Raw genomic sequence first — 16,056 nt, 5'->3', positions numbered from 1 at the left:
TTACAGCTCTTCTTGTAGCCACTTGATCGTTTGATCTAAAACCCGTTTATCGCTAAGCAAAGCCAGATGGCCAATACCATAGACCACAACCTTACGCGATTTGGGCACATCCAAGCTATGATCCCCTATATGCTCACCTAAAGCCGAATGGATATTAACCAGTCCATCTCCTAGCATATAATTTACTTTAGAGTTATCTCCTTCTTCACTCAAACTTGCAGCCAAAAAATATGCTGCTATATGCTCAGGTAAAGGGGTGAAGTGACGCTCACTGTCTGGCAACACACTGCGTGTTGCAAGCGATTGCCAATCTTCATCACGGATACTGCCATGACGCAAATCTATAATACCAGTACTGCGTATATCACCGAGCTTACCCAGTGAGCCTGCAAAAGGCAGCTTACTAATGGTTTGCTGAACAGTGTTGCCAATGCGCTCAAGTACCGCACCATGATGTGGTGCGCCCAAAGTGATTAGCTTTTTGGTTTTTTTTACCCACTGCTGTTGGGCTTGTTCTCCATAATAAAGCGCACTACGCGATACCAAGCCGCCCATACTATGACCGATTAAAGTAATTTCACTAATGTCTGGATGGGCAGCGTTTAATTGCTGTAATAAAGCTGACAATTCACGACCATTGGTTGAGATGCGTCTTCCGGTATTATAATTAAGATAAAGCACGCTAGTATCAGGTAGTGCTTTTACAATTCTCTGACCTAGACCCTGCTCATTAGTCGGTTGCCAATTGATATAACCCATGCATAGACCATGTAGAACAATAACCACTTTTCCTGACAAACCTCGCGGTTGGCTCGCCTGGTTTGATTTGGCTATGGGTCTGCCTTCACTGTTATAAAGCATCATTGGCAAGGCAAGCGGGTTTTGTTTGCTCTCTAAGTGATCGCCCATAACACCGTTAAGAACATCAACTACTTGATGTAATTTGTTTGGCAAAGGCTGCGCGCTTTTAGGACCCAGAAAATGTTTGGACTTATGCATAGCAAAAGCCAAGCCGTGGCCAACCAATAAGGTGATGCCTCTGACCATGCCATAGACTCTACTGCTAATACTATGACGCCAAACGCGATCATATTTATGGTTTAACAGTCCGATCGGACGCAGGACAACTTCGCGGTGTATTGCCTCGACAATGGCGGTGGTCTCTATCACCCCAATTATGCTGAGCTGACTTATCCCAGCCAAGAAATCATAGACAGAAAGAGTCTCTGAAACTAGCGGTTCATTATTACTCTTAGCTTTACAATCAGAGGCAGTAGTTTGGGTCATAGTAGTCACTTCCATATGGGTAGACCCATACTACTACGTGTCACAGTCTATGCCTACCTTTAAAAAAATAAACAAAAGAATGCCTAGAATAGAGGCGTCGCACTAAAAGTAGGTCACATAGGCCAGCTGCACATCTTCACGACCATTAATTTGATCTTGAAGCTGATAACTGCCCTTTATCCGAATGGCTTTGTTTTTATCTAAGTCATATTGAGCGCCCAAACTCAAGACTGGTTGCCAATAGCTGGATTTTAGTTGGTCATTAGCGGAGCTGCCGTGATACCAATAAGGCACTTGGACCTCCCCTATTAATCGAGCGTTACGGTTCAACTGATAACGACACCCTAAATTCACGCCAGCACCGACTCGGTAACCCTTACTTAGCCCCTTGCCTACTTGTGCCAGGCCATTACCAAGAGCGTAGCATAGATGTGGTGGTAGCTGGCCTGAGCCTGCTTCAGGACTGCCAAAAGCAGCTGAGATCCCTTTTTCATAGCCAAAGCTACCTACCAAGTGGCTACTGTCTGGATCTGAATTACGAGCATCATTGTTCATCTGTGAACCGTCTTTGACTTGAATGGCCTGTAAGTTAACTCCCCAACTCGATAATAACGAATCGCCTTTTCGTGCGGTATTTATGGGATTAAATGAACGTCCTCGGAGTATGGTCAACTCTTGAAGTTCAAGTCGATTGTGGTTGCCTTTGTCTTTTTCATCATCGCCATAAGCTCTTATTTCAACGACCCCTGCCTCTAGATGGAAGTTCTGCGGATAGCCACTGGGACGATCTAATGGGCCATTAAAGCCCCCACGATAAGCCAAGCTCAAATAGCCAGTGTCATCTTGCGCGCCTGCACCCACCATAATACGCTGCAATGAATGAGCATTCAGGGGGTTGTTATCAACTGGAGTTAATTGAGTGGGAACCAATTGATGGTTGGCATCAATACTACTACTAGGTAAGTCCGTCAGTTGCGGATTATTTAGCTTAGCCTGGGCTAAAGTGGCATCAGCAGGGAAATAATTCTGTTGATTAATTAAGCCTTCTTTTTGTAACAGACGAATCACATCTGAGGGCACCACGGCGAATGTAAACTCATCGAGCAAGTTACCTTCAGGACGCACCACATCAATATAACGCAATATCTCCGAGGCACAATTATCAAGCGTAAAGTAATAAGGCAACTCTAAGTCTTTGGTCTCATACACATGACGCATAATTTGCTCAACTTCAGCACCGGTTAGCTTCAGCTCATAAGTCCAAACATCTCGGTTGTCTTGTTGTAGATAATCTGCCAACTTCTGTGGATAAGGCTCAATAGTAATATCGTTGGGGTAGCCACCAAATGCAGAATTAACAGCATACATAATAAAAGAGTCATCTGGGTTGCCAGCCACAGTGTCATTAAGGGCATGAGCCTTATCAATGGCCTTGGGGTCAGCAAGGCTTGCTGCCGAATCAATCAACATTAGGGTATGACCAAAGGCTGACACAGGTCGATCAGGATATTCTTCAGCGAAAACTACTGACAACTTTTTAGGATCAAGCTTTTGGAGCCAAGTGTCAAAATCAGGACAATCTGAGTCAACTTGCTCTAAACCTAGCTGTTGCTTTAACCAATAAGTGCGGGCTGGAAAACGGCAGGCCACACTGTCATCACCATCTTTACCTTGCTCAATTGTGGCCGTGATAAAAGCCTCTAACTCTGCTTGAGGATTGCTCCTCCCCTCCTTACTAATAAAGAAATCTGGATTGGTAATTTTACTTTTATAGGCCGATGATTTGCTTTGACCCTGTTTGTCTTGCTTATGATCTGTTTGTTGATAATAATGCAGCCGTAGCCAACTAGGGTGTGTGGCCAGTTGTTTTTGTGCTGCCAAGGCGATCAGTTGCTGTTTTAATTGAGCCTGATCAGAGTTGGCCGACACCTCTGTATTAGCACTAGCCTTTGATTGAAGAGCGCTACTGTTAGTGTCTATATTCTGTGCAGCTTTAGGCGCTTGAGCATAAGCAGATACCCCTAAGCCTAAGCTAGCTAAGACGCTAGCCACGGCCAAATGACTGGCCGTCTTTCTCAAGCCATAACAGGCTTTTTTTGGGATCACAGCAGATTTGTCAGATAACATGATTTACCCTATTATTAATTGCGTATAATGAACAGGCTCAAGCCAATGTCGCCTAGTAACTTTATGATACCACGCCCCTCATTTAAAGCCATTGTCACGACATATATTAAACTGCTTGATACCTATTAAACAGCCTAATACCATTTATAACAGCCTCTATAGCTGTTCCATTTTTTTGATAAAGTAATGACTTATGAAAAAAACACTTTTCAAATCTAAACCAGCCCCCAATCCTGAACCATTAAGTATACAATCAGGGCGCTTAACCCAAGCCACTTGGCTGGCCTCCCCTAACTTCAATGATCGTCCAGAAGATACTGATATTAGTGCTATCGTGATTCACAATATCAGCTTGCCTCCTGATGAGTTCGAAATGACAGATGCCAATGGGCTGCATTATGTCAAAGCCTTTTTTACCAATACCTTGGACTGGGAGGCGCATCCCTATTTCAAAACTATTGAAGGCATGGAGGTATCCGCTCACCTATTTATTGAACGTAGTGGTGAGATCACTCAGTTAGTGAACTTTGAAGATAGAGCTTGGCATGCAGGTCGATCAAGTTATCTTGGCAAGCCTGAATGCAATGACTATAGTATCGGAATTGAGCTCGAAGGCTCCGACCATCAGTCCTTCACTGAGCAGCAATATGCCGCCTTGGCGAGTGCGGTGGCTGCTATTTATCAAGCGTATCCCAAGACACGTCGCCATTTAACTGGACATAGCGATATTGCTCCAGGACGAAAAACAGATCCCGGTGACTTCTTTGAATGGGATAAGTTACGTGACTTAGTAAGCCAAATTAGTCTAACAAACTAAGACTATCCCCGCGCTTGGTAGATTAATCAGGTGGCTTTAAGCTTGCTGCAATAGTCTTTGACACTGCAAGATAACTGGCAAATCGATCATCACCCCATCAATGGCAAAAATACTGTCACCGGTTTGTTGATAATGCTCGATCACTTTTGTGGCAAAAGCCAGCTGACTTTCACTGGCTTTAAAACCACGGTTGGCAATATTTACCTGAAGTGGATGAATACATAGCATCCCCGAAAACCCCAAATCAGAGGCATAGCCTGCGGTCGCTTCCATTGCGGCTGTATTTTTAAAGTCAGCAAAAATACTTTCTATCGGCGCTGAAAGATTATAAATCTTACTTATCAATCGCATCTGAATCCGCAGTTGTATAAAAAAATCTTGCTCCGCTTTTGAGCCTGCAGTCAAATCAAGCTCATTACTGATGTCCAACCGCCCATAACTAAGCGCCATTAACCCTTCACTTTGGGCAATACTGTCTAACCGACTTACCCCTAGAGCGGACTCTATCTGAGCCACTACCGGCAGCCCTAAGGATTGAAATACAGACTCAACTTGTGAGGCCTCAGTTACTTTGGGCAATAACATCCCTTGAATGACATCATAAGCAGCCACTGACTCACACAACGCCACGTCTTCAGCTAGATGCACATCATTATTTAGTCGCAGCCATAAACCACTAGCCCTTGCTTTTGCTTTTGCATCTTGAACACAAAGGTCTGACTTAACCCTATTATACCGTGCAATATACTGTGCGATATGCTCTCGGGCTTCAGGCTTAGCTGCTGACTCCACCGCATCCTCTAAATCAATAATGACGGCATCAGCCCCGCTATTAACCGCTTTATCAAAGCGCTCTGGTCTAGTAGCGGGAACAAAAAGCCAACTACGGGGCATCACCCACAGCCTCTTCGGCTGGAGTAGAGAAGTCTTATCTTGTCTATCGGTCACTATTGAGGGGATCGTCTCACTCATTACCCATTCCTTTATAATTAAGCCATTCGCACTTAGTGTATCTTAAGTCTTGTTTATACAGGTTATCAATTCATCTAATAAGTGCTACTTTCCATCACAATTTCACTGGCCAGTCCCGTTATCTTATCTAGATAATGCTATAATTTGCCAGTTTTTTTTGAAACCTTAAAAACCACATTAAAAATATTTTAATATACACAGGTATTGAGATTACATGGCAAAAAGTAAACTGTTTCGCTCAACTATGATTGTCAGCTCAATGACCATGCTCTCACGTATATTAGGCCTTGTGCGTGATATGGTGTTGATGGGTGTGTTTGGTGCCGGTGGTCTGATGGATGCTTTCCTAGTCGCCTTCAAGATCCCCAATTTCTTACGTCGCCTATTTGCTGAGGGGGCCTTTAGCCAAGCATTCGTTCCTGTCTTGTCTGAGTACAAAGAGCGCTTTACCCTGCAAGAAGTACAGATTTTAATTAGCCGCACTTCAGGTGCCCTGCTAATGATCTTATCGATGCTAACGGTTGTGGTTATGTTAGCATCCCCTTGGGTCATTACCTTATTTGCACCAGGATTTGCAGATGATCCTGAGAAGTTTAACACAGCAACTGAGCTGCTGCGGTTAACCTTCCCCTACTTACTATTCATCTCTATGACTGCTTTTGCCGGCAGTATTTTACAAAGTTATGGTCGTTTTGCCGCCCCTGCAGTAGCTCCTGTTCTGCTTAACCTAAGTATGATTGCTGGGGCTTTAGTTTTTGCGCCTATGTTTGATAAACCTATTATGGCACTGGGTTACGCCGTTGCTATAGCAGGTCTATTACAGTTCTTTATTCAGCTGCCCCAATTATATATGCAAAAACTGCTGGTTAAGCCGAAGATTGATTTTCAGCACGAAGGGGTACGCCGTATTCTAAAGCTGATGTTACCCGCAATTTTTGGGGTATCAGTGACGCAGATTAACTTGCTGCTAAATACCGTCTTGGCCTCATTAATGATGACCGGCTCGGTATCTTGGTTATATGCAGCCGAGCGCTTAACTGAACTGCCTTTAGGTTTAATTGGGGTGGCAATCGGGACCGTCATCTTACCTAGCCTATCGACCAGTGAGGCCAAAAAAGATGATATCAGCTTCCGCAAGACTTTAGACTGGGCGGCAAGATTGATTATTGTTGTGGGAATACCCGCTGCTTGTGCGCTATTTGTGCTATCTGATGTGTTAATGCAGACTTTGTTTATGCGTGGAGAGTTCGCACTTCAAGACGCTAACATGAGTGGCTTTGCGCTACGTTGTATGGCTGGTGGTATTTTGGGCTTTATGCTGATTAAGATTTTTGCTCCTGCCTTCTTTGCCCGCCAAGATACCAAAACCCCGGTTAAAATAGGTATTATTACCGTCATAGCCAACATGGTATTTAGCTTAATCTTTGTGGGTGTTTTTTACTACTTTAAGCTACCACTACATGGTGGGTTAGCTCTTGCAACCACTGCTGCTTCATTCGTTAACGCTGGGTTATTATATTACCTATTGCACAAGCGTGACTTATTCCGCTTTGGTCCGCAGTGGAAAAAACTATTCGCTCAATTTGGTATATCTAGCGCAGTCATGGTCGCGGCGTTATATATGATGCTTCCTTACTTCCCGACCCATGATACTCAGTGGCATCGCGTCTTTGCTTTACTGCTAATCTGTGCTGCGGGCGCAATCGTATACGCCGTGGTATTACTGGCATCAGGCTTCCGTCCTCGTCAGCTAAAACACGGCTAATCAACACGATACTACTGCCATAATAAAAAACACCAGTTTAATTTAACTGGTGTTTTTTTATATATTTTAGCCATAAAAAAACCACCGCAACTCATGTAAAGAGTGCGGTGGTTTTTTTGCTTAAACTTAAAGCGGAATACTTAAAGCAAAATAATCAAAGAAATTATTCAGCGTCAGTTTTCTTAGCCTTGCTACGGCCACCAAACGCGCCAAAGCGTTTGTTGAAGCTTGCAACACGACCTTCGTTAGAAGTTTTACGTTGCTCGCCAGTGTAGAAAGGATGTGAAGCGCTAGAAATATCTAGTGGGTAGTAAGGATATTCTTTACCTTCATACTCACGAGTAGCTTTAGTTTTAGCTGTTGAACGAGTTAAGAAGAACACGTCAGCGTTAGTGTCGTGGAATAATACTTCTTTGTACTCTGGATGGATATCTTTACGCATAATAAATTCTCTCTGTGTCCGATATACAGCTGTGCTGTACGTAACTGAGGCACTAAACGCATTAGTGGTTAGCCATCATATCACTGGATCATTCCAGCACATAACACCAACCCCCTGCTATTCTAGCCTTCCTCAGCGGGAAGTTAAGGCGGTAATTTTACAGAGTTATCAAGCATGATGCAAGGCGATAATCAATTAATGTTTATCACCACACTGATTACCAACCTCACGTACAATGCCAGTTAACTTACTAAAAAACAATCCAACCTATTAAGTTAAGACTAATTTAGCTGTCTTTATTACCTTGGTTAGGTTGCTCTTGTTTAGAGTCGGCTTCAGGTTTTGACTCAGACTTTTGTTCTGAAGAGTTAGCCTCTTTTTGGTGAAATTCGTAGCTCTCTTGAGTTTCAGCACCTTTGGTAGGGTCCTTAGGCTCTTCGCCGAACTGATCAGCCACTTCGTCACTTACTTCCTTTTCTTTAACGTCATTACTCTCATTTTTTTCGGTATTTTTATCCGCTTTTTCATCAGACTTATCGTTTTTATCCGAGGTATCTTGTTTTTCAGTTTCACCAGTCTCATTAGTCAGCGCTTGTTTGGCCACAATAGGTTCTGGGCCAAAGGTTGCTTTTGCCACGCCAATAACCTGATCAATCAAGTGACTGTTATAGTGAACTGTAGTGGCTACTGAAACTATAGGTAAAACTCTTCCGATCCAGCTTAGATTAATATTATCCATATCAAAGTTAAACTGCTCTGCTAGCTTATCCACTTGCTGAGCATAAAACTGCACGTTTGGATTAACAACGCCTAAGCCTTTGGTTAATTCACTGCGTAGACCATTATTATCCGCACTGTCCACCAAGCCTTTAGCAACACCTAGGGCGGCTAAAATCGTTTGTTTTTCTTGCATCTTGCTAAGATCAGCACTGCCTAATACTGCATAGGCCATTCTAACCCCCTGCTTACCAGTTAACGGCTTGTCATATACCGTAGCCAACTGATAAACCGTACGCAGTGATACCAATAATAACCATAATGTATCGGCCAACATACCTGGCAGACCGGCTAACCCCGTTACCCCGCCCATAGTTGCTAGGGCTCGGTTTTGGTTAGCAATGTCGCGCGCTAAGGCATTACGCTCTTGATCTGTTAACCCTTGAATCCCTTTAAAACGTTGCTCACGCGGTAAATCAATTTCACTCCATGTGGCCGCTAATTTAGCCACCTGTGAAAAGACGCCATCAGAAGCTTTTTGGAAAATACTGTCTGGTACCACTTTTTTGGCATACTTGCTGTAAGTACTGAAACGAGTACCTAGCAACTGCTGTGAGGTTTTTAAAGTCTGTTGACTCAATAAATTGCTAACATTATCTTTTTTATATTCGGATAAATCGACCGCTTTGAACTGACTGGCTTTACCAGATTTAGCATTAAGACTATCAAGCATTGCACCAAAGCGCTCAAGACCACTGCGAGCCACATGACCTACAGCATCAACGCCGTCAATAATTTTTTTACTGGTGTTAGACTTATTAGATTTGTTAGCCATAAAAATTGTTTCCTAAAAATTAAATGAATTAATGGGTTTAAATACTCTTTTCTTTGTTAGTTTATTAATATCTTTTCAATATTAAATATTATAAAAAACCCTGAAGATAAATTAACTGTTATATCAATACTGTCTTTCATTTTATGTAATGGCGAACAATATATCAGTTTAAACAGTGTTATCGCGTTTTAGTACAATGTAAAATAGCCTACTGTTTGTCTACTATTATTCCCTTCAACTTACCTTATTGTCTTTATAATAAATAAACTTTACGTTTATCGCTAAAGATATCGAGCGTTTATGATTTACCATACTTTTGCTTTCCATAACTTGCCCGCTCATAAGCTTCTACCCCATTTGATTGATTTCATCGAGCAAAGTAGCTTATCGCACTTACCTTGGCATCCCTGTTGGCTCAATAACGATGGGCAGCAAGTTATAGGCCTCTTGCCCAAAACCTCTTGGACCGCTTATAGCAGCTCAGACCCAGTTTCTACTACCTTAAAACATTCTAACTTAAATATTGAAATATTAAAGACTTCTCGTCAAGACTCTGACACTCTGAACAGTCACTATGATCGCTATGGCATTGACTATCAAAGCTGGATTGAAGAGTTGACTCATTACTGCAATCAGAACCTGATGCAGCAACAATCCTCTAATTCACCCCTCGCTTGCTACCCTTCAGGTCCTGCCTTTCACAGTGGTTTAATGGGGTTTATTGGCTATGATATTGGTGCTAGAGCCTTAGCGGCTAGTCCAGAGATTGGAGTGGCAAACCAACCTTGTGCTTTTTTGGGGCACTATGGCGTTTATCTAAAACCCTGCTCCACACAAGGATGGGAATTGCACACTGAAAGCCTGACATCTCAAGCTGTTAAAGACACTATCGTCTTCTACCTACAGCAGTTCGACGAACAACTATTAGATTTATTACAACACTCTGTATCAGCCCCTGCTCTGCCGTTAACTGCCTTGTGGAGTGCAGAACAATACGCACAAGCTTTCAAGCAAACGCAGCAATACTTGTATCATGGTGATAGTTATCAAATTAACCTTACTCAAAAATGGCAAGGCAAACTTGCGACCTCAGCTGACTGTGCTCTATCAGCAGATAACTTTGACCAAAACCCCTCTTTGGTAGATTATCTGCCGGATTTACATCAAAATACCGAAGCACCCTTTGCTGGCTATTTAGCCCTAACTCACAGCTTGCATCATAAGCCACTCTCTAATAATACTGAGCCACTAGTTAAAAATACTGACGCTAATAACAATGCTACTGCTGGCAATGATACTGTAAATTATAACCTCGCAGCCAACTGCGACCCTTCGTTCCACCTTGGGTTTGAGCTTCTAAGCTGCTCTCCAGAGTTATTTGTGTTGTTTAATAAAACCGAATCCGGTGATCCATCACAGCCTAGCAAGCCGCAAATTATTACCAAACCCATTAAAGGCACTTTACCGCGGGGTGCTACTAAAGAACAAGATGAACAACTGAAGCAGCAGTTGGCTCAAAGCGAAAAAGACAAAGCTGAAAATGTGATGATTGTCGATTTGTTACGTAATGACTTGGGTAAATATGCGGAAGTGGGTAGTGTGAAAGTGCCAAAATTATTTGCCATTGAAAGCTTTAGTAACGTACATCATATGGTGAGCACCATTACTGCCGTTATTAAAAAGGAGCATCACCCACTGACCGTTCTCTTTAATAGCTTACCTGCAGGTTCAATTACCGGCACTCCTAAGAAAAGAGCGGTGGAGATTATTAGTGAGTTGGAGGTTGCACCCCGAGGGGCTTATTGCGGTACTTTAGGTTTCTTCAACTTCGATGGTACAGGCCAATGGAACGTACTCATTCGTTCGCTGCAAGCAGACTCAGAAGGTCAAGTCTCGCTGTGGGCAGGAGGCGGAATCACTGTCGGCTCAAACTGTGCTGCTGAATATCAAGAATGCCACGATAAAGTCGGCAATCTGTTGGCTATCCTAGACCCCAAAGTCTGATTAACAATGGCATAAAAAAGGTCAGAATGAGTTCTGACCTTTTTGTTTAATCTTTTTGGCAAAAAACTTAAGCAGTCACTAGTTGTTTTAGCGCATCAATTAAGCGCTGATTTTGTTCGGCCGTACCTACTGTGATACGTAAATAGTCACTGATTCTTGACTGGTTGAAATAACGAACAATCACTCCTTGCTCACGTAAAGCTTGGGCAATCTCACCGGCATTACCCTGCTCTGGACGGGCAAACACAAAGTTCGCTTGTGACGGCAGCACGCTAAATCCTAGGTCAGACAGATCAGTAATCAGCTGCTGACGAAGCTCAATGACCTTACGGCAAGTCTCTTCAAAATAGGCCGCATCTTTCACACTAGCCAACGCCCCAGCTTGAGCCAGACGATCTAGAGGATAGCTATTAAAGCTGTTTTTCATTCGGGTTAGCGCTTCAATCAACGACGGATTACCAAACGCCATACCCACGCGCAGACCTGCTAAAGAGCGAGATTTAGAGAAAGTCTGAGTGACCAATAAGTTATCATGCTTATCGATCAGGCTAATGGCTGACACCTGAGCTTGATCAGCAAAGTCAATATAAGCTTCATCAATTACCACCACAGCATTTGGATGCTCAGTAGCCAATTTATCAATGGCTTCTAATGATAATAAGATACCTGTAGGCGCATTGGGGTTGGCAATAATAATACCTGAGCATGGCTGACGGTAATCATTAGTCTCAATACTAAAATCTTCTGTCAAAGGTATGCTCACCAATTCCACACCAAAGGTATCTGCATAGACAGGATAAAAGCTATAGCTAATATCAGGTGATAATAAAGGACGTTCTTTTAAAAAGAAACTAGCAAACACCAAAGCCAATACTTCATCAGAACCATTACCCACAAACACTTGATTTACATCTAACTTATAAGCTTCAGCTAAGGCCTGCTTTAAGTCATCAGATTCAGGAGTTGGATATAAGCGCAATTGATCAGCTTGGTTGCTCAAAGCCTCTGAAATCGCTTCCGCCACTTTGGGTGAAGGCGGAAAAGGGTTTTCATTGGTATTTAGCTTACATAAATTATCGTGTTTGGGCTGCTCGCCTGGTACATAAGGGTTTAAGTTACGGGCTTTGTTAGACCACAAGCGGGTATCTAATTTAAATTCCATAGTCTTTATCACTTATTATTGGTATAAATGTAGGGTAATATAACAACTTATCTTATCACGCTGCTGTGTAGTAAACGATAACATTCACTGCAAAACAGCGAGGTTGTCATATTTACACGTCAACTGATGTCGCTTAGATTCAATAGTAATCCATAGCAAAGAGCCTACTGACTTCAGTCTCCACTGCGATAACGGGCTGAACGCGCGTGTGCTTCTAAGTCTTCCTGCATCGCTAGCGTATCGGCCACTTGTGCCAAGGGTTTAGAACCTTCTTTTGTACAATAAATTAAAGAAGATTTCTTCTGGAAATCATAGACCCCTAATGGTGAAGAGAATCGAGCTGTACCTGACGTGGGTAACACATGGTTAGGCCCAGCACAGTAGTCACCAATGGCCTCCGGTGTGTGACGACCCATAAAGATAGCACCCGCATGGCGAATATCGGCAATAAGCTCATCTGGATTATCCAACGACAACTCTAAATGCTCAGGGGCCACGCGATTAATCACTTGTAATCCCTCAGCACGATCTTTTACTAAGATTAAAGCGCCTCGATTTTGCAACGATTGACGGGCGATGTCTGCTTTTGGCAATTGTGCTAACGCCTTTTCAATGGCCTGCTCAACCGCTTGTAGCTGCTCTTCGCTGGTGGTCACAAAAATGGACTGTGCTACCGTGTCATGCTCAGCTTGAGACAATAAATCCATTGCCAACCACTCAGCATTATCTTCTTTTTCTCCCTCGGCATAGACCAAGACTTCAGAAGGCCCAGCAATCATATCAATACCGACTTGGCCAAACACCGCTCTTTTTGCCGCCGCCACATACTTGTTGCCGGGGCCCGTAATTTTATCTACTTGCGGAATGGTATCGGTCCCATAAGCCAAAGCAGCCACTGCTTGGGCGCCGCCAATAGTGAATACTTTATCCACGCCTGACAGGTAAGCCGCTGCCAATACCAATGAGTTAAGCTCCCCTTTTGGCGCTGGTACCACCATAATAACTTCAGTAACTCCAGCAACTTTGGCTGGAATGGCGTTCATCAATACTGACGAAGGATAAGAAGCCAATCCGCCAGGGACGTAAATACCAACTCGATCTAATGGCGTAACCTTCTGACCCAAACGGTTGCCTAAATCATCGGTATATTCCCAAGTTTGTTGCACTTGACGTTGGTGAAAGCTTTTAATGCGCTCTGCTGCCTTATCTAAGGCAGATTTGATTGAGTCTTGTAGCGCATCATAAGCCGCCTTAAGCTCATTTTGAGTCAGCATCAAGTCTTGCATAGAGGCTGCAGGGTGCGAATCAAACTTTTGCGTCAACTCTAACACTGCTTTATCTCCGGTTTGGCGTACCTGATGGATAATGTCATCCACAGTCTCTAGCAAACCTTTATCGTTCACAGTTTCAAAAGCAAGTAAATCTGTTAGTTGCTGATCAAAATTAGCGTCGGCACTGGTCAAAATACGCATGGATGTCCTCGAGATAATAACGGTAATAAAATATAATATTGAGTGTTATGTCTTATATAAATTAAGTAATTGACTGCAAAGCTTGGATAGAAATTGAAGGTTAGTTAACCCTAAAGTCAAAGGATATATTACCAGTTTAACATGCAAACCGACCGATTTTATCAATCAACAAGTTAAATATAAGTTATTTTGATTTTTACTTTTTTTAGCGCCTTGCATAAAAAAACACCACATACCGTGGTGTTCTTTGATGAAGCAGTTATTCGCCGACACTTTGCTTAAAGCTGTCTAAAATAGGCTGTAGTAAACTGTATTTACGCTTATAACTGACCTGATTGACAATCAATCGTGATGAGACATCACAAATATGCTCTCGCGGCTCTAAGCCATTAGCACGTAACGTATTACCAGTATCTACCACGTCAACAATTAAGTCGCCCAAACCTACTAGTGGTGCCAATTCCATTGAGCCATAAAGCTTAATAATGTCGACTTGCTGACCTTGGCTGGCAAAATAGGCACGGGCGACGTTGACATATTTAGTGGCAATACGTAAACGGCGATTGGGCAGCTCTGCCCCTTTGATACCTGCTGTCATCAGCTTACATTGGGCAATCTTCAGATCAAGAAGCTCATAAACGTGCTTCGCCCCATATTCTAACAATACATCTTTACCTGCTACACCGAAATCCGCTGCCCCATGTTCAACATAAGTGGGTACATCACTGGCACGTAAAATCAACACGCGTACTTGCTCATTAGAAGTCGGAAAAATCAGTTTGCGTGATTTATCTGGATCCTCTAGAAGCTCGATACCAGCCGCTTTTAACAAAGGCAGTGTTTCTTTTAGAATGCGCCCTTTAGATAGTGCCAAAGTTAACCCGCTATAATCACTATCAACTTTGTTCAGTAATTCATTGGTGTCTGTCATAGTAAAGATTATCTTAATTTGATTAGAGTATGTATGGTATCGATTATTGTAGCATCGACTGATGCCTATTTATCAATATCTATTTATCCATATGGTCAAGCATTACTACAGAGAGCTGGCTTTCATTAGTCATTACTAGCTTCTGACTCAGCCTTATCTGTAACAGGATTCACTCGCTCGATTTTTACCCCAAGACCACGCAGCTTTTCTTCCACATTTTCATAACCACGATCAATGTGATAAATGCGATCAATCAAGGTCTCCCCTTCCGCCGCCGCAGCTGCCATAACTAGTGACATAGACGCACGTAGGTCAGTGGCCATCACAGGGGCGGCATTAAAAGCATCCACCCCGCGGATAATAGCGGTATGACCATCTACCTGAATATCTGCCCCCATGCGCTTTAACTCAGGCACATGCATATAGCGGTTTTCAAAGATGTTTTCACTAATGGTACTAGTCCCCTCTGCCAAGCAACAAACCGCCATTAATTGCGCTTGCATATCTGTTGGGAAGCCTGGGTGAGGCTGCGTGCGAATATCTACAGGCTTAGGACGACCGGTCATTTGAACTCGAATCCAGTCGTCACCTGTAGTAACCACAGCGCCCATTTCTTCAAACTTCTGTAACACAGGGATTAACAGTGAAGGATCGGTATTTTTGGCAGTTACATCGCCTTCAGTCATCAGGGCACCCGCTAAGTAAGACCCGGTCTCAATGCGGTCAGCAACCACTGAATACTCACAGCCTTTTAGGCTTTCTACCCCTTCAATGGTCAGCGTTGAAGTGCCAATACCCTCAATTTTAGCGCCCATAGCTACTAGCATATTGGCTAAGTCAACAACCTCTGGCTCACGAGCACAGTTTTCTAATACTGTGGTGCCTTTGGCTAAAGTGGCGGCGATAAGAACGTTTTCAGTGCCACCCACAGTCACCATATCAAAGCTAAACTCACAACCAATTAGGCGACCGCCTTCTGGTGCTTTAGCGATGACATAACCATTTTCCACTTTGATATCTGCGCCCATAGCTTCAAAAGCTTTTAAGTGCTGATCTACAGGTCGAGAACCAATAGCACAGCCGCCTGGTAAAGACACTTCAGCTTCACCAAAGCGTGCTAACAATGGACCCAATACCAAAATAGAAGCCCGCATGGTCTTCACTAACTCATAGGGTGCAAAGTAGTTTTCGATGGTGCTGGTATCACAAGTTACGACATTGCCGTCCTTCTCGATAGTGATACCTAAACCTTCAATAAGCTTGATAAGAGTACGTACATCTTGCAAAGAAGGAACGTTATTCAATGTGGTTGGTGTTTCTGCCAAAATCATAGCTGCTAGAAGGGGCAGAGCTGCATTTTTTGCCCCTGAAATAGTGACTTCGCCTGCAATGCGACTACGGCCGGTTATTAGAAATTGATCCATTGAATAGTGTCCTAAACTGAAATACGATTAAAATTTTATGAGGGCTAAGACTTCACTGTTAACATAACTATATTATGGCTAGTCTTAGTTAGCTGACTTTA

The 16,056-nt window shown here is 43.1% G+C and carries 12 protein-coding genes; 3 read left to right on the top strand and 9 right to left on the bottom strand.

The genetic code is table 11. The features are described from left to right. Together G561_RS13720 and G561_RS0101085 are read right to left on the bottom strand one after the other, a co-directional pair. On the bottom strand, window positions 1-1,302 hold the full coding sequence (locus G561_RS13720) for an alpha/beta hydrolase (RefSeq protein WP_051584290.1): 1,302 nt from the start codon (window positions 1,300-1,302) through the stop codon (window positions 1-3). Between the two features lie 87 nt (window positions 1,303-1,389). Continuing rightward, window positions 1,390-3,414, bottom strand: a complete 2,025-nt coding sequence (locus tag G561_RS0101085; protein ID WP_028857896.1) for an Lnb N-terminal periplasmic domain-containing protein — start codon at window positions 3,412-3,414, stop codon at window positions 1,390-1,392. Between the two features lie 193 nt (window positions 3,415-3,607). Between G561_RS0101085 and ampD the strand changes: the two genes are divergently transcribed. Then, window positions 3,608-4,231, top strand: a complete 624-nt coding sequence (gene ampD / locus G561_RS0101080; RefSeq protein WP_028857895.1) for a 1,6-anhydro-N-acetylmuramyl-L-alanine amidase AmpD — start codon at window positions 3,608-3,610, stop codon at window positions 4,229-4,231. 36 nt (window positions 4,232-4,267) lie between these two features. On the opposite strand, the gene G561_RS0101075 is transcribed toward ampD, so the two are convergent. Beyond that, window positions 4,268-5,203, bottom strand: a complete 936-nt coding sequence (locus G561_RS0101075) for an HpcH/HpaI aldolase/citrate lyase family protein (RefSeq protein WP_081794335.1) — start codon at window positions 5,201-5,203, stop codon at window positions 4,268-4,270. Window positions 5,204-5,417: 214 nt separating this feature from the next. Here G561_RS0101075 and murJ point away from each other — a divergent pair, with 214 nt between their 5' ends. Then, window positions 5,418-6,968: a murein biosynthesis integral membrane protein MurJ gene (gene murJ, locus G561_RS0101070; protein WP_028857893.1), complete on the top strand. Its 1,551-nt coding sequence runs from the start codon at window positions 5,418-5,420 to the stop codon at window positions 6,966-6,968. Between the two features lie 163 nt (window positions 6,969-7,131). On the opposite strand, the gene G561_RS0101065 is transcribed toward murJ, so the two are convergent. Beyond that, window positions 7,132-7,410: a type B 50S ribosomal protein L31 gene (locus G561_RS0101065; RefSeq protein ID WP_028857892.1), complete on the bottom strand. Its 279-nt coding sequence runs from the start codon at window positions 7,408-7,410 to the stop codon at window positions 7,132-7,134. Between the two features lie 286 nt (window positions 7,411-7,696). After that, entirely contained in the window at window positions 7,697-8,962 is a 1,266-nt protein-coding gene (locus G561_RS0101060) for an EcsC family protein (protein ID WP_028857891.1), read from the bottom strand. A 300-nt stretch (window positions 8,963-9,262) separates the two neighbouring features. On the opposite strand from G561_RS0101060, the gene G561_RS0101055 reads away from it, so the two are divergent. Continuing rightward, window positions 9,263-10,966: an anthranilate synthase component I family protein gene (locus G561_RS0101055; RefSeq protein WP_028857890.1), complete on the top strand. Its 1,704-nt coding sequence runs from the start codon at window positions 9,263-9,265 to the stop codon at window positions 10,964-10,966. Window positions 10,967-11,033: 67 nt separating this feature from the next. On the opposite strand, the gene hisC is transcribed toward G561_RS0101055, so the two are convergent. From hisC to murA, 4 genes are all read right to left on the bottom strand, one after another. Beyond that, window positions 11,034-12,128, bottom strand: a complete 1,095-nt coding sequence (hisC, locus tag G561_RS0101050; RefSeq protein ID WP_037031442.1) for a histidinol-phosphate transaminase — start codon at window positions 12,126-12,128, stop codon at window positions 11,034-11,036. A 173-nt stretch (window positions 12,129-12,301) separates the two neighbouring features. Then, a complete protein-coding gene (gene hisD / locus G561_RS0101045) occupies window positions 12,302-13,600 on the bottom strand; it encodes a histidinol dehydrogenase (RefSeq protein ID WP_028857888.1) in 1,299 nt (432 codons plus the stop codon). Window positions 13,601-13,859: 259 nt separating this feature from the next. Beyond that, the gene (gene hisG / locus G561_RS0101040) at window positions 13,860-14,531 is read right to left on the bottom strand and encodes an ATP phosphoribosyltransferase (RefSeq protein WP_028857887.1); all 672 of its coding nucleotides are present in this window, start codon (window positions 14,529-14,531) and stop codon (window positions 13,860-13,862) included. 125 nt (window positions 14,532-14,656) lie between these two features. Beyond that, window positions 14,657-15,955 carry a UDP-N-acetylglucosamine 1-carboxyvinyltransferase gene (murA, locus tag G561_RS0101035; protein WP_028857886.1) on the bottom strand — a complete coding sequence of 433 codons (1,299 nt, stop codon included), beginning with the start codon at window positions 15,953-15,955 and terminating at the stop codon, window positions 14,657-14,659. Window positions 15,956-16,056 lie beyond the last annotated feature (101 nt).

The sequence above is a fragment of the Psychrobacter phenylpyruvicus DSM 7000 = NBRC 102152 genome, from assembly GCF_000685805.1.
In the GTDB taxonomy this organism is placed as follows: Bacteria; Pseudomonadota; Gammaproteobacteria; order Pseudomonadales; family Moraxellaceae; genus Psychrobacter; species Psychrobacter phenylpyruvicus.
Note: the sequence above shows the minus strand (reverse complement) of the source record. Positions and strands in the feature narration are given on the sequence as shown.